General features: G+C 43.4%; 25 protein-coding genes and 1 riboswitch. Of the genes, 1 reads left to right on the forward strand and 24 read right to left on the reverse strand.

All coding sequences use genetic code 11. The annotated features are described in order from the left end of the window. The first annotated feature begins 133 nt into the window (after positions 1 to 133). Entirely contained in the window at positions 134 to 889 is a 756-nt protein-coding gene (gene map, locus ACXAHI_RS09685; protein ID WP_474847330.1) for a type I methionyl aminopeptidase, read from the forward strand. A 50-nt stretch (positions 890 to 939) separates the two neighbouring features. On the opposite strand, the gene ACXAHI_RS09690 is transcribed toward map, so the two are convergent. From ACXAHI_RS09690 to ACXAHI_RS09805, 24 genes are all read right to left on the reverse strand, one after another. After that, on the reverse strand, positions 940 to 1,641 hold the full coding sequence (locus tag ACXAHI_RS09690; protein WP_474847331.1) for an ATP-binding protein: 702 nt from the start codon (positions 1,639 to 1,641) through the stop codon (positions 940 to 942). Then, entirely contained in the window at positions 1,638 to 2,123 is a 486-nt protein-coding gene (locus tag ACXAHI_RS09695; RefSeq protein ID WP_474847332.1) for an ECF transporter S component, read from the reverse strand. Before ACXAHI_RS09695 ends, ACXAHI_RS09690 begins: the two co-directional genes overlap by 4 nt. Further along, positions 2,120 to 2,707: a cob(I)yrinic acid a,c-diamide adenosyltransferase gene (locus ACXAHI_RS09700; RefSeq protein ID WP_474810535.1), complete on the reverse strand. Its 588-nt coding sequence runs from the start codon at positions 2,705 to 2,707 to the stop codon at positions 2,120 to 2,122. The genes ACXAHI_RS09695 and ACXAHI_RS09700 overlap by 4 nt, the downstream gene beginning before the upstream one ends. Before the next feature lie 12 nt (positions 2,708 to 2,719). Further along, the gene (locus tag ACXAHI_RS09705; RefSeq protein ID WP_474847333.1) at positions 2,720 to 3,145 is read right to left on the reverse strand and encodes a bifunctional adenosylcobinamide kinase/adenosylcobinamide-phosphate guanylyltransferase; all 426 of its coding nucleotides are present in this window, start codon (positions 3,143 to 3,145) and stop codon (positions 2,720 to 2,722) included. Then, entirely contained in the window at positions 3,097 to 3,702 is a 606-nt protein-coding gene (locus ACXAHI_RS09710) for a histidine phosphatase family protein (RefSeq protein WP_474847334.1), read from the reverse strand. The genes ACXAHI_RS09705 and ACXAHI_RS09710 overlap by 49 nt, the downstream gene beginning before the upstream one ends. Then, positions 3,660 to 4,451, reverse strand: coding sequence for an adenosylcobinamide-GDP ribazoletransferase (gene cobS / locus ACXAHI_RS09715; protein WP_474847335.1), 792 nt, complete (start codon positions 4,449 to 4,451; stop codon positions 3,660 to 3,662). The genes ACXAHI_RS09710 and cobS overlap by 43 nt, the downstream gene beginning before the upstream one ends. After that, positions 4,448 to 5,935: a cobyric acid synthase gene (locus ACXAHI_RS09720; RefSeq protein ID WP_474847336.1), complete on the reverse strand. Its 1,488-nt coding sequence runs from the start codon at positions 5,933 to 5,935 to the stop codon at positions 4,448 to 4,450. Before ACXAHI_RS09720 ends, cobS begins: the two co-directional genes overlap by 4 nt. Then, entirely contained in the window at positions 5,932 to 6,480 is a 549-nt protein-coding gene (locus tag ACXAHI_RS09725) for a bifunctional adenosylcobinamide kinase/adenosylcobinamide-phosphate guanylyltransferase (protein WP_474847337.1), read from the reverse strand. The genes ACXAHI_RS09720 and ACXAHI_RS09725 overlap by 4 nt, the downstream gene beginning before the upstream one ends. Beyond that, a complete protein-coding gene (gene cobD / locus ACXAHI_RS09730; RefSeq protein WP_474847338.1) occupies positions 6,468 to 7,538 on the reverse strand; it encodes a threonine-phosphate decarboxylase CobD in 1,071 nt (356 codons plus the stop codon). Before cobD ends, ACXAHI_RS09725 begins: the two co-directional genes overlap by 13 nt. Further along, positions 7,513 to 8,478, reverse strand: coding sequence for an adenosylcobinamide-phosphate synthase CbiB (cbiB, locus tag ACXAHI_RS09735; protein WP_474847339.1), 966 nt, complete (start codon positions 8,476 to 8,478; stop codon positions 7,513 to 7,515). The genes cobD and cbiB overlap by 26 nt, the downstream gene beginning before the upstream one ends. Then, positions 8,475 to 9,944: an adenosylcobinamide amidohydrolase gene (locus ACXAHI_RS09740; protein WP_474847340.1), complete on the reverse strand. Its 1,470-nt coding sequence runs from the start codon at positions 9,942 to 9,944 to the stop codon at positions 8,475 to 8,477. Before ACXAHI_RS09740 ends, cbiB begins: the two co-directional genes overlap by 4 nt. A gap of 2 nt (positions 9,945 to 9,946) precedes the next feature. After that, positions 9,947 to 10,984, reverse strand: coding sequence for a FecCD family ABC transporter permease (locus ACXAHI_RS09745; protein ID WP_474848131.1), 1,038 nt, complete (start codon positions 10,982 to 10,984; stop codon positions 9,947 to 9,949). Continuing rightward, positions 10,968 to 11,939 carry an ABC transporter substrate-binding protein gene (locus ACXAHI_RS09750; protein WP_474847341.1) on the reverse strand — a complete coding sequence of 324 codons (972 nt, stop codon included), beginning with the start codon at positions 11,937 to 11,939 and terminating at the stop codon, positions 10,968 to 10,970. The genes ACXAHI_RS09745 and ACXAHI_RS09750 overlap by 17 nt, the downstream gene beginning before the upstream one ends. A gap of 138 nt (positions 11,940 to 12,077) precedes the next feature. After that, a riboswitch (cobalamin riboswitch) is annotated at positions 12,078 to 12,259 on the reverse strand. 84 nt (positions 12,260 to 12,343) lie between these two features. After that, complete coding sequence (locus tag ACXAHI_RS09755) at positions 12,344 to 12,850, reverse strand: acyltransferase (protein ID WP_474847342.1); 507 nt, start codon at positions 12,848 to 12,850, stop codon at positions 12,344 to 12,346. Next, positions 12,847 to 13,491: a pyrophosphatase PpaX gene (gene ppaX, locus ACXAHI_RS09760; RefSeq protein ID WP_474847343.1), complete on the reverse strand. Its 645-nt coding sequence runs from the start codon at positions 13,489 to 13,491 to the stop codon at positions 12,847 to 12,849. Before ppaX ends, ACXAHI_RS09755 begins: the two co-directional genes overlap by 4 nt. Then, entirely contained in the window at positions 13,481 to 14,428 is a 948-nt protein-coding gene (locus ACXAHI_RS09765; protein ID WP_474847344.1) for a nucleoside recognition domain-containing protein, read from the reverse strand. Before ACXAHI_RS09765 ends, ppaX begins: the two co-directional genes overlap by 11 nt. 13 nt (positions 14,429 to 14,441) lie before the next feature. Continuing rightward, positions 14,442 to 15,254, reverse strand: coding sequence for a prolipoprotein diacylglyceryl transferase (lgt, locus tag ACXAHI_RS09770; RefSeq protein WP_474847345.1), 813 nt, complete (start codon positions 15,252 to 15,254; stop codon positions 14,442 to 14,444). A 29-nt stretch (positions 15,255 to 15,283) separates the two neighbouring features. Continuing rightward, complete coding sequence (hprK, locus tag ACXAHI_RS09775; protein WP_270180089.1) at positions 15,284 to 16,222, reverse strand: HPr(Ser) kinase/phosphatase; 939 nt, start codon at positions 16,220 to 16,222, stop codon at positions 15,284 to 15,286. Positions 16,223 to 16,496: 274 nt separating this feature from the next. Beyond that, positions 16,497 to 18,137 carry a glycerol-3-phosphate dehydrogenase/oxidase gene (locus ACXAHI_RS09780; protein WP_474848133.1) on the reverse strand — a complete coding sequence of 547 codons (1,641 nt, stop codon included), beginning with the start codon at positions 18,135 to 18,137 and terminating at the stop codon, positions 16,497 to 16,499. A 331-nt stretch (positions 18,138 to 18,468) separates the two neighbouring features. Next, positions 18,469 to 19,971 (reverse strand): glycerol kinase GlpK, encoded by a 1,503-nt coding sequence (glpK, locus tag ACXAHI_RS09785; protein ID WP_474810522.1) that lies wholly within the window; start codon positions 19,969 to 19,971, stop codon positions 18,469 to 18,471. Between the two features lie 40 nt (positions 19,972 to 20,011). Further along, positions 20,012 to 20,839 carry an MIP/aquaporin family protein gene (locus tag ACXAHI_RS09790; RefSeq protein WP_474847346.1) on the reverse strand — a complete coding sequence of 276 codons (828 nt, stop codon included), beginning with the start codon at positions 20,837 to 20,839 and terminating at the stop codon, positions 20,012 to 20,014. A gap of 209 nt (positions 20,840 to 21,048) precedes the next feature. Beyond that, the gene (locus ACXAHI_RS09795) at positions 21,049 to 21,618 is read right to left on the reverse strand and encodes a glycerol-3-phosphate responsive antiterminator (protein ID WP_474847347.1); all 570 of its coding nucleotides are present in this window, start codon (positions 21,616 to 21,618) and stop codon (positions 21,049 to 21,051) included. 73 nt (positions 21,619 to 21,691) lie between these two features. Further along, positions 21,692 to 22,048 (reverse strand): phage holin family protein, encoded by a 357-nt coding sequence (locus ACXAHI_RS09800; protein ID WP_474847348.1) that lies wholly within the window; start codon positions 22,046 to 22,048, stop codon positions 21,692 to 21,694. A gap of 37 nt (positions 22,049 to 22,085) precedes the next feature. Continuing rightward, positions 22,086 to 23,138 (reverse strand): DUF4097 family beta strand repeat-containing protein, encoded by a 1,053-nt coding sequence (locus tag ACXAHI_RS09805; protein WP_474847349.1) that lies wholly within the window; start codon positions 23,136 to 23,138, stop codon positions 22,086 to 22,088. Positions 23,139 to 23,187: the final 49 nt, after the last annotated feature.

Genomic DNA, 23,187 nt, shown 5'->3' on the forward strand with positions numbered 1-23,187 from the left:
TGGATAATATAAAGGAAAGTAGGTGTATTTCGTTTGGTTTAGGCGAAAATCCTGCAATGTGCGGTCTTTTTTGTTACAGTAACGGAGGGCGACACATATCGTAATAAGAATACCGCAGAAAGTAGGCGAAAACATGATACAACGGAAAACGAAACGAGAAATTCAGCTCATGAAAGAAGCCGGTGAACTTCTTGCGGCCTGTCATAAAGAGCTTCGAGCACTGATCAAGCCAGGTGTAACAACCTTACAACTTGATTCTTTCGTAGAAGACTTTCTGGAGGAGCACGGAGCGACACCGGAACAAAAAGGGTATCAAGATTACCCATTTGCTACATGCGCATCAGTGAATGATGTGATCTGTCACGGCTTCCCGAACACTAAAAAACTTGAAGAAGGTGACATCGTTACGATCGACATGGTCGTTAATCTAAACGGCGCTTTAGCTGACTCAGCTTGGTCGTATGCGGTTGGGGAAATTTCTGAAGAAAAACAAAAGCTGCTAGATACAACGAAAAAGTCTCTCTATGTAGGCATCGAGCAGGCAGTCATCGGAAATCGTATCGGTGACATCGGGCATGCCATTCAACAGTATGCTGAAGGTGAAGGGTTCGGGGTCGTCCGTGACTTTACAGGGCATGGAATCGGACCGACACTTCACGAAGAACCGATGATTCCTCATTTCGGTCAGCCTGGAACTGGAATGCGTCTAAAAGAAGGCATGGTCATCACGATTGAACCGATGCTCAATACAGGCGTACCTTACAGTCAGATCGATGAAGATGGATGGACTGCGCGTACATTAGATGGCTCTCTTTCTGCTCAATACGAGCATACCATTGCGATTACATCAGAAGGACCGGTTATTTTAACAATGCAAGAAGATAAGTAACGAACAAGAGGGACGTACGTCGTACGTCCCTCTTGTTTATGTTCATCCAATTACTTTACATCCATCATGTTAAAATGCTCTTCAGCCTTTAAGCGTATCACTTCATGAAGAGATTCCTCATATGCAACGATAAAACACGTCGAGGGACCAGACGACTTTTGCATATCTACTCCCACTCGAACTTTATCTTCTTGTATATCATAGCCTAGTAACTGTCGAAGCTCATATAGAATACCTTTTGAGCCTACAGGTATAACGCCAACTACTTTTTCCTGCTTACAAATCCATTGAAACAATGGAAGCGGTGCGATCTTCTCTTTATGATGCATCACTTCTTCTCCAACAAGTGGTTCTCCAATTACAGCAAACCTTATTCCAGGAACGATCGAAGGTGACGTGTGCGACCGTTTCTTACCGAGTACAGCGATTCCAACCGCAGACTGCACTAATGGAATATTTGTTTCAGAGCTACCTGTTATCGTCAGATCACTACCTAGCTCAAGCATTCCTTTTTCTACTCCGTGAACTAATTCATCCCATTCCTCATCACCACAAAAGTTATTAATGATGACAGAAATAGGTGTGGCACCTAATGAAAGACACTCCATCACGGCAACTCTAAACGCATAGTATGCGACCGTATCGTATGGAACTTGAACAACATCTTGTTCCTTACTTCCGATTCCGCCGCTATTATCGTTTGTGATCACGAGAAACTGGTCTTCAAACGGAATGACAATGCCATCTCTCATGGATTAACTACCCCTTTTTTCTCAAAGATCGTCTCAAGCCTCGGTATAAGAACGATTGCTAAAACGAGGTTAAAAAGAGAACCTATCAGGAGAGCAGGAATAAGTGCAGCGTAAAAACCGCTACCTACTATAAAGAGGAAAGGCAATGGGGCAACGAACGCATTGCCAAGTATAAAAAGTACCATTGCCCAAGTCTTGTTCGATGAACGATACAACTTACCAAATAAATAAACGAGAGTTGCCATTTCAAAAGCGATTAAGATGTGAAGAGGTCCAAGTGGCAATCCAACAATTAAAGCCGATAAAAGATGACCGAAGCTTGCGATGATCGCGCCACTTCGGCTCCCGACCAACACGGATGCAATCAAAGCTGGAAACACATCAAACGCAACACTACCAACGATTGCTGGTACCTTGATCAATGCGCCAACTACAGACAGGGCTATGAAACTAGCAAGGATGCTCGCCTGCTTTCCGTTCATTCACCCTTACGCTTTCCGCCGCGGAACACCTTCGCACTCCTTGCGTACTCTACATCCTTCACACCTAGACGATAATTGATGACTCGTGCTAGTGCGAAAAAGTAATCTGATAAACGATTCAAATACTTCATCGGCACCGGGGAGAGCTCAGCTTCTTTCATTAACGTAACAACGTGACGCTCAGCTCTACGTGTGATTGTACGCGCGATGTGAATCGTCGATGACGGTTTACTACCACCAGGCAAGATAAATCTCTCTAGTGCCGGTGCTTCGTCGATAAACTCGTCGATTCGTCCTTCGAGGTATGTAATGGAAGACGTTTCGAGTTTAAACTCACGCTTTTTGGAAACGTTAGCCAAGTCACCGCCACAGTCAAAGAGTTCATGCTGAATTTTCTCAAGGTCCTCTAAGAGATCGATGAAATTATTTGGCATCAGCTCATTCAGTTCAACAATCGCTTGACCGACAAAGCCGTTGATTTCATCTACTGTTCCGTAAGCTTCCACTCTCACATCATCCTTGTCGACTCTTCCACCAATGATACTTGTCTTTCCTTCATCCCCAGTTCTTGTATAAATCTTCATCGTGATTCCTCCTTATTTTAACTGCTGATTCAGTCCATACCAGATTACATCTACACGTTCTGCTAGACTTACGAGATCCTGATAAGCCCATCCGACGACATCCCGCCACATCCGCTTCTCTTTTTCGAGTGGTACGATCCCTTTCATGATATCCGTTCCGATAACAATGATTTTTCGCTCATCTCTTTCGCGTTCCCAAGCGCTCCAAGCTTCCATGTATGAGCGCACGGCTCTTCTGGTTTCCTTCAAACTTTTCTGATCCGAAACAAAGGTCTTGATCCATTCTTCCAATCCTTCAAGAACGACTACATCTTCTTTGAACGATTTCTCGTCCCAGGAAGTCCCTTCATATGCGGAGTGCCACTCTAAAGGTACACCATAATAATCTCTCACCCACTTGGATTTTCCATTGAATGCACCACCTGTAACGACATGCATCGCTCTCCCCTCCTCAGATCATTTATTTTCCATACGAGCTTTACGCCTGTCCCATGTGGAATCGTCCAATCCCAGAATGAACGCTGTGTAGGTGCATACTTCGTTAACAAATAACGGATTACCCCACCATGCGTAACGAGTGCAGCTCTCCTATTCGTGCTCATCCGATTTACGACTGAATCGAACCCTTCATCGATTCGATCGGTAAACATTTTGAAGCTCTCTCCTCCAGGTGGTGCAACAGAAGGATCTTTCAACCAGGTCCGATACCGTTCATCTGCTTCAAGCTCCGCGTACGTTTTTCCCTCCCAACTCCCAAAATGCAGTTCTCGAAAGTTCATCATCTCGATCGCATCTTTCATTGGAAAAAGGCGTTTTACCGATTGCGTACACCTGTCCAAATCGCTAGTGAAAACGAGGTCAACGTTCTCATCGCCTACCTGTGTAAACGTTGCTTTTTCACTCAGCTGAGCATTCGTCCAACCGATATAAGCACCTCGTTGATTTTCTTCTGTTACCCCGTGACGAAGTAGTACGATAACCACACTGTCATCCAAAGGAGCACCTCCGTTCCTTCAACACTCGCGCCGAGTACGTCTCCAGTGATACCACCAAACCAGCGTACTATTTTTCTTTTCATAAACCACGCCAAAACGACCGTTACACCGATCATCGTCAAGATGAGGAAGACCGCTTCTTCTACGATTAGAAAAACTACCATCACATAAATACCGATGAATAAGAGGTAAATCCACCTAGAAGATGGTTGAACTGCTTTTTGAAAAAAGGCAGCGAGGCCCTCTTCTTTTGAAGGTTGTATGGTTATGAGAAAGATCCCCATCACACTTTTACTTAGAAAAGGTATCGTTGCGATGAGTAAGTATGTTACTAGGTTTATTTCCTGAATCGTTTCATAGATAAAGAGAAATTTAGACCCGAGTAATACGATAACGGATAATACCCCAAAAGCACCCGTACGTGGATCACTCATGATCTGAAGTCGCTTTTCGAGTTGTTGATACGAGAAGAACGCATCGCTTGCATCCATCCAGCCGTCGAGATGGATACCACCTGATAAGACGATCATGAACAACCAAAGCATAAAGCTGATCGCGAGGTTTGAGAATGGCGTCCAAACGACCAGCGCATATAAAAACCCTGACGTGAGAGCACCTTGCATCAACCCGATTAGCGGGAAGGTTTGAACCGCACGTTTCACCTGAACATTCCCCATCGATAGCTCTCGGTGTACGGGTATGGTTGTGAAAAATTGAAGGTTAATCAACATGCCTTGTAACCAACTCATTGAGGACCACCCTCAAACATTATGTCTTTAATAAGGTCCCAGTTGAGATGAGGCTTCCATTCATTGGCGAGATCGTCATACGTTTCGTCCTTCCGTCGAGATCGATTCGCTTCTAAAGTAAGCCCCTTTTTCTGACGAAGACGATTGAGCCACTCTGTTCTCCATAGGTCATTATGAAAAAGATGGTGCATATATGTCCCGATAACCCTACCACCTTGCCCGTAATACCCTTCTGATCGCCCGTCTTCCAACTCTATGAAGGGTTGTTCATCCGAGTTTGTGAAGGTTGTCGTTCCAAGATGAATTTCGTACCCTGAGATGAACGTATCAAGTTTAGTAGAAGGATGAAGCTTGCCGTTCATTCGAACGGTCGTTTTTACTCTATTAAACGAGGTAATAGCAGAAATGATTCCAAGCCCATTTGCAGAAAGCCCTGGCTCCCCCGTGTCTGAACCATATTCATCGATAAGCGAATCGGTCAGCATCTGAAATCCCCCGCAAATGCCGACGATACTCCCTCCACGAGATATGACGTTACGAATCTCATGATCAAATTCTCTGTCTTTCAGCCAGTTCAAATCATGGATCGTGCTTTTTGTTCCTGGGAGAATCACAGCATCTGCCTTACCTACCTCTTCTGGATGCTGAACCCATCGAACTGTCACATCTTCATCCTGAAAAGGTTCAACGTCCGTGTAGTTTGAAAGGTACGGGAGCTGAATCACCGCAAGATCAATTGATCCTTTTTTGCTTATGAAACGGTCGTTTAACGATAGTGAATCTTCTCCTTCGACTCGATGTTCTACATAAGGAAGAACGCCTACGACAGGAATTTGGGTGTGTTCTTCGATCCATCTGATGCCAGCTTCGAAAAGGGCAGGGTCACCGCGGAACTTATTGATGAGTATCCCTTTTACACGTTTTTTTTCAGAAGGCTCAAGGAGTGCGAGTGTACCGACCACGCTTGCAAAAACGCCTCCTCGATCAATATCTGCGACAAGCAGCACAGGAACGTCGGCCATTTCTGCAACTTTCATATTAACAAGTTCACGGTCTTTTAAATTCACCTCGACGGGACTACCAGCACCTTCCATTACAATGACATCGTAATTCTCCTCCAGGTGCCGAAGAGCAACTTCAATACTCTTGAGGCCCATCTCATAGAACGCGTCTCTGTAATCCTTCCCTGAAAATGTGCTGAACGACGTGCCGAATCGAATCACTTCTGCATGTTGATCTGATCTTGGTTTCAGCAAAATTGGGTTCATGCACACACTCGCTTCTGTTCTTGCAGCTTCAGCCTGGATCCCCTGTGCCCGTCCAATTTCCTTCCCATCGATCGTTACATAAGAATTGTTTGACATATTTTGAGATTTAAAAGGGGTAACGGAGAAGCCTTCATTCGCTAGAAGACGGCACATAGCTGTTACGATCAGACTCTTTCCAACGTCAGATGCCGTACCCTGGATCATAATGCCGTTCACTCAATCACCTCCCCTTTCATCAAAATTGGAATTCGTGCTTCTACGAGATAAGCTTCTCGTGCCTGCTCTACAACCCACTGATGAAGACTGCCGAGAAGCTTTCCATACGTTTTCACGAGGGGAGTGTCAAAAGGTTCAAAACTGACTTCGTTACTTACGATAATAAGGACGTCACAGTTTTCAGCTACTATCCATAGGTCACTTTTGATACGGTCGATCAGCGCTTCGTACGATTCGATCTGCTTAAACAGTTCGTTTGATAGTAACGTTGTCAAACAATCGAGAAGCACGATTCCTCCTTGGCCTATACGCTTAGCGGCACTGCCAACGTTCACCGGGCATTCGACCGTTGTCCAAGACGCAGCTTTGCTTCGATCATAACGATGTTGGGCGATTCGCTCTTTCATCTCCTCGTCTACCGGCTCTCCACATGCAATGTAATAAAGAGAGTTAGTTTCTCTTTCCGCATAAGAGGTTGCCAGCTTTTCAGCAAAGCTGCTTTTTCCACTTCGAACGCCACCACTAATGAAGATTATGTCCGCCATCGCTTAAGCACCTCCATCAACCGCTGGTTCTCGTTCGGTGTACGGATTGCGAACCTTAGCCATCTCCCATCAAGACCAGCAAAGTTATACGTATGCCTTGGAACGATTTCGTTATGTAATAAGTAATGAAGGAGCTCGGATTGGTCGTTCAGTTCAGGATCTCGTAATAAATAAAAATTCACGCTCGATCTAGAGTACTGAAAGGAATGGTCATCAAAAAAGCGCTGAAGGTTTTCTCTCTCTTGCTGAATGAGGTGACGCGTCTTCTTAACATGATCATATTGAGTCAGACAGACTTCCCCCGCTAGGAGCGCAAGTGCATTCACACTCCAATGAGGCTGGCTTTTTTTAACTGCATTGATCACACCCTCATTTGCGACCATATATCCGATCCGTAGTCCAGGTATCGCATACATTTTCGTTAGAGAACGAAGAACGATTAGTTTTTGATAGGTATGCGTGGATGGAATGCTCGAACGTTCATCTGAGAGAAAATCCATAAACGCTTCATCCATGACCAAATAGCAATTATGCTTTTTAGTTTCATCTAGAAGCATCTTGATTTTCGTTTCAGAATAAGCCAAACCTGTAGGGTTATTCGGTGAACAGAGAAAGAGAGCGTCAACTTGTCTCATTTTATTAATAAGTGAAGCAGCATCTAATTCCCAATCGCCTTCCTCTAAGGAGTGGTTAAGAACTTCACACCCGTTACTTCTACAAGCAATCTCGTATTCTGAGAAAGTAGGCTGAACGATGCACACGCGTTTACCAGCAAGAAAACGGCCAACGAGTGAAATCAGTTCAGCTCCTCCGTTTCCGATAAGGACGTTAGCTTCGTCTACGTTCCATTCGTTCGCTAACTTTTTCGTTAACGATAAAGCTTTTGGATCAGGATACGTGGTGATCGCTTCGAATGAATCATTCCACCGTTCTTTCAGTTCTAGAGGTGGTCCAATAGGATTAAGATTTGCACTAAAATCACTATAGCGGTCTGGTTTTGTTAGATTAAGAGATTTGTATAAATAATGAGGATTAGAACCATGAGAGGGTAGCGTCAAAGATGAGTCCTCCAATCCATAAAGTTGTGAGAAACAATAGTGAAGTGCGATGCATGATGGAAATCGATTGAGGAATATGTAATGAATGAAGCGGAACGATCGGGTCACCCATCCTAGCACGATTCGAAACCTGACCACGATATGAATTCCTTCCACCCAATTGAACGCCTAGAAGCGCTGCAGTTGCAGCTTCTCCCCAACCACTGTTTGGACTAGGGTGCTTTTTCGCATCCCGGAAGAGAATGGTCCAAGTACCCTTCATCGTGTACTGCTTCGACTTTGTTGATAAAAGCATGCAAAAGGCAGTCATTCTACTAGGAAGCCAATTCACTACGTCATCCAATTTTGCCGATGCCCATCCAAAGTCATAATACTTATCATCTTGGTAACCCACCATCGAATCACACGTATTGATCACGCGATACGCCACAGCACCTGCAGCACCTCCGAAAAGCGCCCAGAAAAGAGGTGCTGTGACGCCATCACTCGTGTTTTCTGCGACAGTTTCAACTGCTCCCCTTGCAATCTCGCTTTCTCCGAGTTGGTCAGTGTCTCGTCCAACAATGTAAGATAGCATTCTCCTCGCTTTCATCTTCTCACCTTTTTGAAGAGGTTCGAATACTTCAAGCGCCGCTGTCCGAAGACTTTTTTGTGATATCGTTGTTGCGATGAGGAGCGCTTCAAGAGCTATTCCTAATAAGGGAGAAAGGGAATAAGCAAGAAGCACGCAAGCCACCGTTATGCCCACAACAATCATCAGTACCGTGAGCATCATCACAACACCTTTTAGCTTCCGATGCGATCCATTGTTCAAACGATGATCAAGAAATGCAATGGTTGAACCAATCCACCGAACAGGATGTGGCAACTTTTTCGGGTCACCTAATAAAAGATCTAAACAAAAGGCAATGCTAAGCGCAATCAAGTGGTTTAGGATCATTCAGACACCCTTTTACGATACTTATTGAGTGCTTCTGATGTACACAGGTAAATTCCCTGACTGATGAGCTTTCCTAGAGTCGTAATCGTACCTCCATACGGAAGGCGCTTCCCACGCTGTGTCGCTGCGATCAAAATGCTATCTGTCGAGGTACCTGTCGCGAACGAGCCGGTTATAGAGTCCTTCACATGATGATCGTGCATCACCTTCACTTTTGCCTCTGTTGCTGTCATGATACTTTGAATGAAAGCCTCATCAGTCAGTGAACCATTGACAAACACCCACGTATTGATCGTCCCAGGCAACGGTTCATACACGTGCTCAACACTTCGCGATGCATCTACAGCATTGCCCACTCCAGCTGTAACGACAACAAATACAGAAACACCGTCATCCTCAATGAGTCGATAAGACACATCTTCAAGACAAACAGCTGTCATCATCCCAACGGTTTCAACAGGATCGATCTGATGGCTTTTAAGGTACGCTTCCATTTCTTCACGATGGTTCGAACAACTGTAGCTCTTATCGACGTGACGATTAACAAATGTGTTGTACCATCCCGTTCCAGAGCCAACGACACCTGAAGACATCGTCCGAAGAGGGAACGGAGCCTTGAGCTGAATCATTTCTTCATTAGACATTAATAACCGTTCATCGATAACTAGGTCATCGAGGTCTTCACCCTGTTTCTCTGGTAATAGTAGCATTTGAGGTTTTGGTACAGTAGGGTGCGGATGTTTTTCAATATTCGTTTGATATACCGACTGAATACGCGCTTCATCCAGTACCTCGTTCGGCTTGTGGTGCATATTCACCTTGCCATCTTCAAGTAGTAAAAGGCGGTCACAATACAAACCAGCAAGGTTCAAGTCGTGAAAAATTGAGATGACCGTAAGCCCTTGTTCCCTTGTCCACTTTTTTAACAAATCGAGAAGCTCTTTCTGATAAGAAAGGTCAAGATGATTCGTCGGCTCATCAAGCAACAGAATTTCCGGCTCCTGTGCGAGTGCTTGAGCTAGGAAAACGCGCTGACGTTCACCACCTGAAAGTTCATTCACGTAGTTGTCTTGAAAAGCTTTGATTCCAGTCTGCTCCATCGTCTTCTGGACAATTGCTTCATCATGCTCAGTCCACATCTGAAACCATCCAGTCTGGTGGGCATACCTGCCGAGTGAGACGGTTTCTTTCACTGTATATGGGAAAGCATGTTCAGCATGCTGTGGAAGCACAGCGAGAACTTTTGCTAGTTGCTTTGCAGAGTACTTTGAGATCGCCTTATCTTTTAAAAGCACCTCTCCTTTATCTGCTTTTAAAATACCGCTGATCACTTTGAATATCGTTGTTTTCCCGCTACCGTTCGGTCCTACGATTCCAAGCAGTTCTCCTCTTTTTACATCGAATGAGAGATCATGGAGCACTTCGTGACCCGGATATCCTCCTGTTACGTGATTCACCGTTAACATACTTACCCTCTTCTTTCTTTCCGTCTTCTAATTAAGATGATTGCGAACACTGGCGCTCCGATCAATGACGTAATGACTCCAATCGGTAGTTCCGTAGGTGAAATAATGATTCTTGAAATAAGGTCCGTTACAATTAGAAAAGCAGCCCCAAGCAGGATCGATAATGGTAGAAGGTGTCTATGATCTGGTCCCCATAATAGTCTCGTAAGATGAGGAATCACAAGACCGACGAAACCGATCGTACCTGAAACAGCTACAGCGCCTCCAGTTAAAATCGAGCCGCCTATTAATATCCACAGCTTTCTCTTAGCTACGTTGACCCCTATATGCTGTGCACGTTCTTCACCAAAAGACATCGCGTTCAGTTCCTTGCTACTAACTAGCAAAATACACGCTCCGATTACGAAGAACGGTAAGATAATCGCGATATATTCCCACCCTCGCATCGAAACACTTCCAAGAAGCCAACCGATGATTTGACGAAGCTCTTCTCCTGTTAAAGCAATCATTAAAGATAGCAACGAGCCAAGGAAAGAGCTAAACACGATCCCCGTCAAAATGATCGTCTCAACGCGCATCGAGCGTTCGATTTGTCGCGCAAAGAACAGGACGAAAAAAATGGTAACGATTGAAGCAGCAATACTCATAATCGGCAGCGTAAACATGCCTATCAGGGGCAGTGACAAGTTAAAAAAGAGGACGAGCACTGCGCCGACAGATGCACCTGATGAGACACCGAGTACGTAAGGATCTGCCAATGGGTTACGAAGAAGACCCTGAAAGGCAGCTCCTGCAACCGCTAGTGATGCACCGACAAGTCCTGCTAGGATGACACGAGGCAGCCGGATGTCCAACACGATTGTCGTGAACATAGGGTCCGTTTCACCTATCGACGGTAGGTTCAGTACCTCAGCCCACATCAACTTTAGAATTGTTTCGATCGGAACTGACACAGTCCCGACCGAGATACCAAGCAGCATCGCGCCAACTAGCAATCCACTAGCTATAACGTAAGGGATCGCTTTATTCAGTAAAAACATCCGGGTAAACCGCTTTAGCAAGTTCCTCTACTCCTTCAACAAGACGCGGACCAGAGCGTGTAACAAGGTCAGAATGAACATCGACAACTCGTTCTTCTTTCACTGCGGTGACATCTTTCCACCCATCACGGCTCAGCACTTGTTCCACTGGCTTTTCCGTATAGTAGCCGTATGTGGTGATGATCACATCTGGGTTTGCTTGAATAATTGCTTCTTGATCGATTTGGTTCCAGCCTTCTTGGTCATGCGTAACGTTCGTAGCATTTATAAGTGAGAGCATGTCGTCCATGAACGTATTCTTACCAGGAGAATAAATTTCTGGTGCAGGAGAAACTTCAACAAAGACGCTCTTCGTTTCTTCGATTGACTCAGCTTTTGACTTGATCTCTTCTAGTTTCGATTTCATATCGGCAATCAACTCTTCAGCTGCTTCCGTTTCGCCTGTTGCTTGTCCAATCATTTCCATCGATGTATAAACTTCATCAAAACTTTTTGCATCGTTAACGACTAGAACAGCAATTCCTGCATCTCGGAGCTGCTGTAGACCAGCTTCTGAGTTATGAGCACTAGAGCCGTGAGCGAGGACAAGGTCTGGATCTAATGAGATAATCTTTTCAACATTAAATTCCATCCCACCGATCTTCTCAATATCTGCAGTCTCTTCTGGGTAGTTCGCAAAATCTGAAACACCCACTACTTCACTACCTGCACCAAGTGCAAAGAGGATTTCCGCATTACTTGGAATTAAGGAAACGATTTTCTCTGGATCTTCTTCTATCGTTACATCCTTATCGAGCGCATCTGTGATGGTAACTGGGAAAGCGCTATCTTTTGTATTCTGATTCTCTTCTGTACTTACGTTAGTATTGTTCTCAGATGAATTATCTGATCCGCAACCGGCCATGATTCCTGTAACGAGTAGTAATAATACGAGCAATGAATAAAGCTTCTTCATGTGTAGTTCTCCTCCTAAAAATGTATGATGAAACAAAAAAAATCCCCACGCACGAGCATGGAGATGGCCGAATGAAAGTAAGGATTATACACAAGATGACACTTACCTTCCTTCGCACATCCCTATCCTCGTAGGTTGTTCGTGCTTTTGAATCAGGCAGGTCTCCTGGCTTATGGTTATCGCTTACTGCTCCTTCCCATTCAATATGAACAGTGGATTTCACAGCTTACGACCATTTACAGTGGCGGGACCGCGCTGGATTTACACCAGCTTCCCTATTAAGTCTTCATCGTGAAGACACCTGAATCAGTACATATGTAATTGCAAGTTTTATTATACACGATAGTCTTTAGGGGTGGAAGACATCTGTAACATCTTCCTAATCGTCCCCCCTGTGCTTATTATTATAAGCCTTTTGCTTCTCTTTCTTCTTTTGTATAGATAATCCTCATTGGATTTCCACCTACAAAAGCTCCTTCAGGAACGTCTTTGTGCACGAGTGTTCCTGCAGAGACAATCGCTCCAGAGCCGATTGTGATGCCTGGCAACAACGTACTGTTCGCACCGATCATCACGCGATCACCGATTACAACATCACCAAGACGATATTCGTCGATCAAATACTCGTGAGCAAGTATCGTCGTATTGTAGCCGATAATGGAATTCCTTCCGACTTTAATCCTCTCAGGGAACATGATATCCACCATGACCATCAGGGCAAAAGCCGTTTCTCCTCCGATCTTCATTCCTAGAAAAGTCCTGTATAACCAATTCTTCATCGGGATGAAGGGCGTGTACCGAGCTATTTGTATCACAGCGAAGTTTTTAACAACTTTCAAGAATGGGACCGTTTTATAAATTTGCCATAGGGCGTTGCTTCCTTCGACAGGGTAACGCTCGGTATTTCTCACTTGTCCACTCCAGCGATCGAAAGAAGTTCTGACATATGATCAAGCATATGATCTGGATTATAAGAAGATAAAAACTCTCGCCCTTTTATCGTCCATGACACACCGACAGTCTTTACACCGGCATTCTGCCCAGCAAGAATGTCATATTGGCTATCGCCTACCATGATTGCATTTTCAGGACTAGAACCGAGCATTTTCATCGCAGTATTCAGTTGTTCTGGATGAGGTTTTGGATTTTCCACTTCTTCGACTGTAATGACAACAGGGAAAAATTGATCCAGTTTTGTCAGCTTCAATCCCATCTCCACTGTGTTACGCATCTTAGACGTCACGATCGCAAGCTTGTATCCATTTTCGGACAACGTCTTAACCGTTTCAAACACACCATCGAACTCTGTTACAAGTCGATCGTGATTTTCGATATTATGATTTCGATAAAACTGTACCATCTCTTCCGCTCGTTCTCTATCATGCTTCTCAAACGTATGATAAAGCGGTTCTCCAATGAAGTTCACAAGTTCTTCATCGGAATACAGTCCTGGATAGTAATGCTCGAACGTATGCTTGAACGACGCCATAATCAAATCGTTCGTATTGATTAATGTCCCATCTAAATCAAATAAAATCGTATCAATGTTCATAAAAAGGTTCCTTTCTGTGTGAAACACGTGTATCCTTACGCTTCCAAATAATCGAAATCACTAATGTTAACAGGACGGCAGTTATCAGCCTCACCAATAAGAGCCAGATAACTGGAATTCCAAGTGGTATAAAGATCAGCGTATCTTCAATAACAGCATGACACGCTACAAGAAAAATAAACGCGAGGTAAAGATCCTTTTTCTTCACACCATCTTCTTTTGCAGCCTGAATCATAACTCCCGCTCCGTAAGCTAGACCGAAAACAAGCCCTGCAGCTAGCGTAGTCGACGTATTTTCTCTCATACCAAGGCTCCTAGTGATAGGTGCCATCCACTTCGAGAACACGTTGAGCCATTCGCGATCTTTCATAACTTGAATAAAAATCATCAACGGAATCACGATGAGGGCGAGCTGAAGAACACCGATCGAAGCTTTTTCAAGACCTTGAAGCAAAATCAGCCCCCACCCGTTCACTTCTTCACTAGATTGAGGAACTAAGCCATAGACAGCTTGTTCATTCCCGCCTTGCCAAACAAGGTTTATAATGAACCCTGATAGAACCGCGAGACCGATCCGCACACACAAAATAACCCAGAGTTTGACCCCGACCTTAGCAGCAACGCCTGATTCAATTAATAAATTGTGAGAAAAAGAAAGCATCACGGCAAGGATGAACACTTCTTTCACCGTTAAATCGAGCGTAAGAATCGCTCCGATTCCTGCATAAAGGTTCAAGAAGTTCCCGATTACAAGCGGAATGGCTGCCTCGCCTGATAAACCAAGCCATTTCATAGCAGGTTCGATTAAACTGATCACCCATTCCAGTACGGGTGTATACCTTAAGATCGTAACAAGAAGAGTGATTGGGAATATAATTTTTCCAAGCTCCCATGTTGTTTGGAGGCCCGTCTTTAATCCACGTTTCAGCGTTCCCATACTCACCCTCCTCTTATGATTTATCGTTGTACGGTTTAGGGTTCTTCTTCATTCTTCTGTAAACAATTGTGATAATCGCACCGATAATGAGCACGACTGAAATAACCTGAGCCATTCTGAGCGACTCCGTTAGCATAAGACTATCCGTTCTTAACCCTTCAATAAAGAAACGTCCGATGGAATACCAGATTACATAGGAGAGGAAGACTTCTCCTCGTTTAACGTTTGTTCTTTGTAGGAGGATTAAAATAACGAAGCCTACTAAATTCCATAGCGACTCATATAAAAAGGTAGGGTGATAATAAGTACCTTCGATGAACATCTGATTTACAATGAAATCAGGAAGCATTAAGTTCTCAAGAAACTCTCTCGTCACCTCTCCACCATGTGCTTCTTGGTTCATGAAGTTTCCCCATCGACCGATCGCCTGCCCAAGGATAATACTTGGAGCTGCGATATCAGTAATTTTCCAGAAAGATAACCCGCGCTTTCGAGTAAAAACGAGAGCAGTAATAACGGAACCGATCAATGCACCGTGTATCGCGATTCCGCCTTCCCAAATCGCAAAGATATCTCCCAGATTGTCCTTATAGTAACCCCACTGAAAGATAACATAATAAATTCTGGCCGAAATAATAGCGATCGGTACTGCCCATAATATTAAATCGACAAATGTTTCTTTCGGCAGTCCTTGCCGCTGTGTTTCTCTAACCGCAAGTACAAGCCCAAGATAAGCTCCTAGCGCTATGATGATACCGTACCAATAGATTGAAATCGGTCCAAGCTGAACCGCAATTCGATCTAGAGGTTCTATTGTTGCTAACATGTTCGTTTCCCCTTTCTATGTTAAACCTGTTAGATGCTATCGTGGTCGTCTCCATCTTCGATTTCTTTTGTTAAACGCTCGGAGAATTGTTTCGCTGCGTTCATCCCCATGTTCTTCAAACGGAAATTCATCGCAGCAACCTCAATGATGATCGCTAAATTTCGTCCTGGACGCACTGGTACAACAAGGCGCGGAACATTGGAATCGATGATCTGCATATATTCCTCTTCTAGACCAAGACGGTCATATACTTTTTTAGAGTCCCATAGCTCAAGGTTGATTACTAACGAGATTTTTTTGTAATTACGAATCGCACCTGCACCAAACAATGTCATGACATTTATAATACCGAGACCTCTTATTTCAAGAAGGTGTTGGATCAGCTCAGGCGCACTTCCAACAAGCGTGTTTTCAGCTTCCTGGCGAATTTCAACCGAGTCATCGGCAACTAATCGATGGCCGCGTTTTACAAGCTCTAGCGCAGTCTCACTCTTACCAACCCCACTCGAACCTGTAATCAGAACGCCCACACCATAAATATCGACGAGAACGCCGTGGATAGCAGTGTTTGGGGCAAGCTGACTTTCAAGATAGTTTGTCAATCTACTACTCAGACGGGTAGTCGTCATACTCGTGCGTAAGATCGGTACATCTTTTTCCTTAGAAGATTGAATCAGTTCATCTGGAACAATCATGTCTCTTGAGATAACGATTCCCGGCGTTTCATCAGTGCACAGCTTTTCCATTCGCTCCTGTTTTTGCTCCTCTGGTAAACCGTTGAAGAACGAAAGCTCTGTCTTACCTAACAGCTGCAATCTTTCAGCAGGATAATATGTAAAAAAACCAGCCATCTCAAGACCTGGACGTGATATATCACTTGTGATGATCGGGCGATGAATTCCTTCAGCACCACTTACAAGTTCAAGGCTGAATTTCTCCATTACATCTTTCATGCGGACTTTTACCATTCATAAACCTCCTAAATCGAACCTAATGGTTACATTTTTCGCTATTTTCTATTGTACCATTTCACATTTGAAAGAACAGAATGATGAACTACAATTTCTTGAAAAGGAAAAAGCTTGTCACACACTTTTTTAGTAAGAGAAGCTTCAAACGTTACAGTCGTATTCAAGTTCTTATTTTTAACTAACCTTTGTAAATATATCAACGTCTGATCGTACCTAACAAAAAAAGCCGTCGAGAAAGTCTCGACAGCTCTACAGGTGGCCTAACTGATCATTATGCATCTACTGGTACTTCAGCATCTACCGGTACCACTGCATCATGGAGTTGTTTATCTAGTTCTTGTAAATGTGCTTCTTTCATTTCGTTCGACCAGTTAAGACGTTTTGCCATGTACTCGATAACAGGCTCTTTCCAAGTTTTTACCCAGTCGATATCAAAGTATAAGGCGCTTGTTCTTCGATTAAAGTAATCGAGCGGTGTAGCGACCATTTCTTCTTCTATTCCATAGATGAGTGTTGCGAACACTTCAAGACTAAGTCCATGGAAGTTTGCTTCTGTCCCAATCGTTTCGATGATTTGATAAATTCGCTCGATATTTGATCCATATCTTTGAACGAGTCGATCAGCTTCCTCAACCGAAAGACCAAGCGTTGTACCACGGCGAACTTGTTTTGTGGCATATTCTTTGAACCCTTTGCTTCCGCCAACGTCTCCACCAGAGAGAACCATATTCTTAGTCGTTGAGCTAGGGAACTTTTTATACTTTTCATCTTTAAACTCATCCGCAACGTAATCAACAACTTTTTCAGCCATTTTCCGATAGCCGGTTAGTTTTCCTCCCGCAATCGTAATTAAGCCCGATTCTGAATGGAAAATTTCATCTTTACGAGAAATTTCAGAAGGATCTTTTCCTTCTTCATGGATCAGTGGACGAACGCCAGACCAGCTGGATTCCACATCATCACGATCAAGCTTAATTCCTGGGAACATGTAATTCGCTGCATCGATGATGTAATCTCGGTCTTCAACCGTCATCTGTGGATGAACTGGATTCTTTGTATACTCTGTATCGGTTGTTCCGATATAAGTTTTTCCGGCTCTAGGAATAGCGAACATCATACGTCCATCATCAAACGGTGTATCGAAGTAGACAGCTTGTTGAAGCGGGAATTTACTTTGATCGAATACGAGATGAACTCCTTTGGTCATGAAGAGGTGTTTCCCTTTTTTAGACTGGTCGAGTTCACGAATTTCGTCTACCCATGGTCCAGCTGCATTAACAATCTTTTTCGCTCGAATTTCGCGTGTTTCTCCTGAAAGGACATCCATCGCACGAACGCCAACAACCTTTCCATCTTCATACAATAACTGCTCAGCTTTAACGTAGTTAACCGCTTTTCCTCCACGATGAACAGCTTCTTTCATCACTTCAAGTGTAAGACGAGCATCATCTGTACGGTATTCAACGTAATAACCTCCACCCTTAAGGTCGTTCTTACGAAGTAAAGGCTCTTTCGACATCGTTTCTTTCTTAGAAAGCATATTTCTACGTTCTTTCTTCTTTACACCCGCAAGGCGATCATAAAGGGCAAGTCCAGCACTTGTTGAGAACTTCCCAAATGTACCACCTTTAAAGATCGGTAGAAGCATCCACTCAGGAATTGAAACATGTGGAGCATTTTCATAAACGATCGCTCGTTCTTTTCCAACTTCAGCTACAAGTCCTACTTCAAAGTTCTTTAAGTATCGAAGTCCTCCGTGAACAAGTTTAGTCGAACGACTAGATGTACCAGCAGCATAATCCTGCATCTCAATAACTGCAGCGTTCATTCCTCTAGAAGCAGCATCGAGTAAAATTCCTGATCCTGTTATCCCCCCACCGATTACGAGAAGATCCAACTCTTCAGATACCATCTGATCTAAAATCACACTACGTTGCAAACCTGAAAATGGTTTTACCAAAACGATCACTCCTTTTAAATATATCTAATTCAATCATTCAATTTTGAATAGGCTCTTATTACCATACCCTCCAAGCTACGGAATAAAGCATGGTAAAACTTATAAACTGTAACAGTCGGTTTTTCTTTAGCCTTTTAATCCGTTAAAACAACAAAAAGACCACAACTCCTCAAGACATAGTCCTCCTATGCTTGAGTGTTGTGGTCTTCTCCTTATCTCCGACCGCTTTTATTAACTTAGTTATAGTGTAGCACACTCTCGTAAGAGTTGCTATTATTAACCATTATTTAAATGCCATCGTGGCTTTAACGGCTTTTTTCCAGCCTTCATATAGTTCTTCTTTTTGTGTTTCTTCCATTTCTGGGTCAAAAGAACGATCAAGCATCCACTGCTCTTGAATTTCTTCACGACTTTCCCAATATCCTGTTGCTAGCCCAGCTAGGTACGCCGCCCCTAATGCTGTTGTTTCATTAACAGTTGGTCGCTCAACTTGAACACCGATCATATCGCTTTGGAATTGCATTAAGAAATCATTCTTTACAACCCCTCCATCGACTCGAAGCGTTTTTAAGTTGATACCTGAATCAGCTGTCATCGCATCAAGAACATCTCTTGTCTGATAGGCAAGTGACTCGAGCGTTGCACGAACAAAGTGCTCTTTGCTCGTTCCACGTGTTAATCCAAATACTGCTCCTTTAACATCACTATCCCAGTAAGGGGTACCAAGACCTACGAACGCTGGAACCATGTAAACTCCTTCAGTCGATTCTACCCGTTTCGCATACCTTTCACTTTCCGGTGCCGTGCTGAACATGCGTAGGCCATCTCTTAGCCACTGTATCGCAGAACCAGCTACAAAAATACTTCCTTCGAGCGCATATTCAACTTTACCATCTACGCCCCAAGCAATCGTCGTTAAAAGACCATTGTCAGACTTCACGGCTTTTTCACCAGTATTCATCAACATAAAGCAACCGGTGCCGTACGTATTCTTAGCCATTCCTTTTTCAAAACATGCTTGACCAAACAAAGCGGCTTGCTGGTCTCCAGCGACACCTGCAATTGGTACATTTTGGCCAAAGAAATGATAGTCGACCGTTTCCGCATAAACTTCGGATGAAGGGCGCACTTCAGGAAGCATCGATTTTGGAACTGATAGCATCTCTAGAAGTTCATCATCCCATTTAAGGTCATGAATGTTATACATCAATGTTCTAGAAGCATTCGTGTAATCTGTAACATGCGCGCTGCCCCCAGATAACTTCCAAATGAGCCACGTATCGATCGTACCAAACAACAAGTCTCCGTTCTCTGCTTTTTCACGAGCGCCATCAACATTATCAAGAATCCACTTTACTTTCGTGCCAGAGAAATAAGCATCGATCAATAGTCCTGTTTTATCTCTCACCATCTCACTATAACCCTGTTCTTTCAATTCGCTTACGATGCCTGCTGTTTGACGAGATTGCCAAACGATCGCATGATAAACAGGTTTACCCGTATTCTTGTCCCAAACGACCGTGGTTTCGCGCTGGTTGGTTATCCCGATCGCTTCAATATCCTTTGCTGCGATATCAGATGTAGACGATAGCACTTGTGCCATTACGGATAATATCGAGCTCCAAATTTCTTGAGCGTCATGCTCCACCCAGCCAGATTTAGGGAAATGTTGCTTGAATTCTTTTTGTGCTACGTTTACAATTTCACCTTTCTTGTTAAATAAGATTGCTCTTGAGCTAGTTGTTCCTTGATCAAGTGATAAAATATACTTTTCTTTTTCAGCCATTACGAATTCCTCCCTTATATAATATACATGTCTACAACGGTTAATTTTTAACCTTTTCACCTGTTTGAATACTGTCTTTCACTTTGTCTCCAGCATGATAAAGTCCAAACAAAAACACTGTGACAAAGAGAGTTGAAAACCAAAATTCTAAACTATAATTTGCTTCTGTAACTGCTTTAAAAAAGATCGCGCCATAAACACCACCAAAGATTGGCCCCGCTACTGGAATCCATGCGTACCTCCAATTTGAATCTCCCTTCCCAGGTATCGGCAAGAAGAAATGGGCGATACGGGGACCTAAATCACGAGCTGGGTTAATGGCATACCCGGTAGTTCCCCCAAGAGAAAGTCCGATCGCTACGATCAGAAAGCCAACAATAAATGGATTTAGACCTTCCGTAAATTCATTCGATCCGATTGCAAGCAGACCGATAAGCAACATTGCTGTACCAATAAACTCACTCAGAAAGTTACTGAACGTGTGTGGTATAGCTGGATCGGTGGAGAATACTGCCAATTTAAGCGCTTTATCATCTTCTTTACGAAAATGCGGTAGAAAATGAAAGTATACGATACACGCTCCTAGAAAAGCACCGATCATTTGTGCCGTTATGTATCCAGGCACTTGACTCCATGGAAAGTCTCCAACCGCTGCTAATCCTAACGTTACTGCAGGGTTGATATGTGCTCCACTAACCTGCCCTGCTGCATAGACTGCCATCGCTACACCGAGTCCCCACCCGAGAGCGACTACGATCCAGCCCCCTCCTTGAGCCTTCGAATCACGAAGGTTCACGTTAGCTACAACTCCACCTCCAAAAATGATCAAAATCATTGTACCTAATATTTCTCCGACAAATGCATTCATCTTTGACACCTACCATTTCCATCGATATATGGCATGTTGAAAACTAGCTCTACTATCAACTATACCCTGTTTGTGCCATTTCAAAAGTACTATAAAAAAAACCACGACAAATCTTCCCATACATCTGATGGGAATTTTGCGTGGTTCTCCATGTCTCCGGCACATCTTATTAACTTACTGTTTATTAAAACAAACTTATGTAAGCGATGTCAAATCCTTTTTTTGGTATCGTAGTGTTTCCATAGCTCGCTCTTTGATGTTGTCACAGCGGTAGCTCCGCCTTTCAAGGCTAGTTCCACATCATCAACCGAGCGGATAAACCCTCCAGCAAAAATTGGGACATCGATTTCTTCACGTAATTCTTCAAATACCTGTGGGATAATTCCCGGCAGAATTTCAACACAGTCTGGTTGAGTATGCTTGATGATACTTAAATTTTTCTCAAGTGCCATAGAATCGAGCATAAATAACCGTTGAACAGCTATGATACCGCGTCTTTTTGCAACGGATAATACATTCGATCTTGTAGATATCAAACCGGCTGGCTTCACTTCTTGACAAAGAAACTCTGCACCGTGCTCATCATTTTTCAAGCCTTGTACAAGGTCAGCGTGCAATAGAATTTCTTTTCCCGCTCGCTTTCCCTCTTTCACAATGGCTTTTAATTGCCCAATATGGGAATCAAGAAGAACGATATATGTATAAGAACTTGCTAACAGTGTTTCAAAATCCCTCATTTTCCTCACTGCAGGCAAAATCGTCTGGTTTTGAAATGACATCAGTAACCCTCCTTTTCATACTATCTTACCAGATAAAATGAAAAACACACGCCTTATAAAGACGTGTGTTTCCTTACTTCTTAATCGGTTCGATGACGAGCTTATCAATCAATACATTTAACAAACCTATGATTATTGAAGCGAGCATGGCCATCCCAAAGCCTTCAATAACGAACGAGCTTCCCATAAACGCAGCTGTGATCTTTAACGTCACCGCATTGATAACGATTAAAAACAACCCTAGAGTGACGATCGTGACGGGTAGTGTAAGAAGAATCAACACTGGTTTGATAAACACGTTTATCAACGACAATAATAGACTTGCTAGAATTGCAGCGCCAATGCCTTCAAGATAGAAGGCATCAAAGTACCCAGCAACAACCATCAATACGATGCTGTTCACGATTAAACTGATCAACCATTGTCGCACGACCTATCCCTCCATCTTCATCACGAGTGCCCGTCTTTTATTCGTTAGTAGAATACGCTACTGTAATGGAACCAGCTGTAGATGTAGCGGCGATTCTATAAGTGTTCTCTGAATCATCTTCAGTTTTAAATTTCTTCATTCTATGCGAAATTTCTTGTTTCTCTCTTAAGACACTCATATTATCTAAATCAGCCGTAATTGTCCCGATTGTAGATTTCAAGTCGCCATTAAGGTTCATCCCTTTTGGAACATTTATTTGGATCGTTCCATTTACTGTTTTTAACTGAGCACTGCCACTCACGACTTCCTTAAGAGCATAGCGAATCGCCCCATTTATAGACTGTGCTTCTACCTCTTTATACGTTCCATCAATTGTGATCGGGCCGTTCCCAGTTTCAAGTTCGCACACATCGCCGTTCGTATTTTCTACTGAAATCGATCCGTTCCCAGATTCAGCTTCCAAATCTTTTACTTCTGAAGCTTTGATTCCTACTTTACCGTTAGCTGTTTTTAGCTTGGCTTTGGCTGATCGAATCGTTTCTCCACTAACATCACCGTTAAACGCGGTGATCCATACTCTTTCGTATTCTTTAGCAGGTACATAGATGACAACGTTTAATTTAACGTCAGCTCTTTCTGATTTAAATGTCATCTTTCCGTTATCTACTGAAAAATAAGTATCTCTGAGCAACTTTTCTTTTGCACCTTCTGTTGTTGAGACACGGTAGATATTTGCTTTACAATCAATCTTCACATCATCTTGATCCCACGTTTGAAAAGCCACTTCTCCATTTCTCACATGAATATCAATGGCGTCGAACGATACTTCTTGTTCTGAAAAAACGTGCTCAACTTCTTCTGAAGAGCCGAAATTAAAGTCAAGGTCCATGTCCTTTACTTTTTGAATCAGTGACTCAACAAATTGCCCAACTCGATATCCTGGTTGAGGACGTTCTTGCTGAGGTTCAGCCGCTCTTTCTTCTTTCTTCGTTTCGGTAGTGCCAAGAGCACTTAATAGTTTCGCGCCCTCTTCTGCAGTAATTTTTCCTTCTTCAATCATTGTCAGTATCATTTTACGTTCTTCGTTCATTCAAAACATCTCCTTGTTATTTATTAAAGTGGTCTAACACTTATACCTG

This window comes from Anaerobacillus sp. ABD4_527, assembly GCF_056160805.1.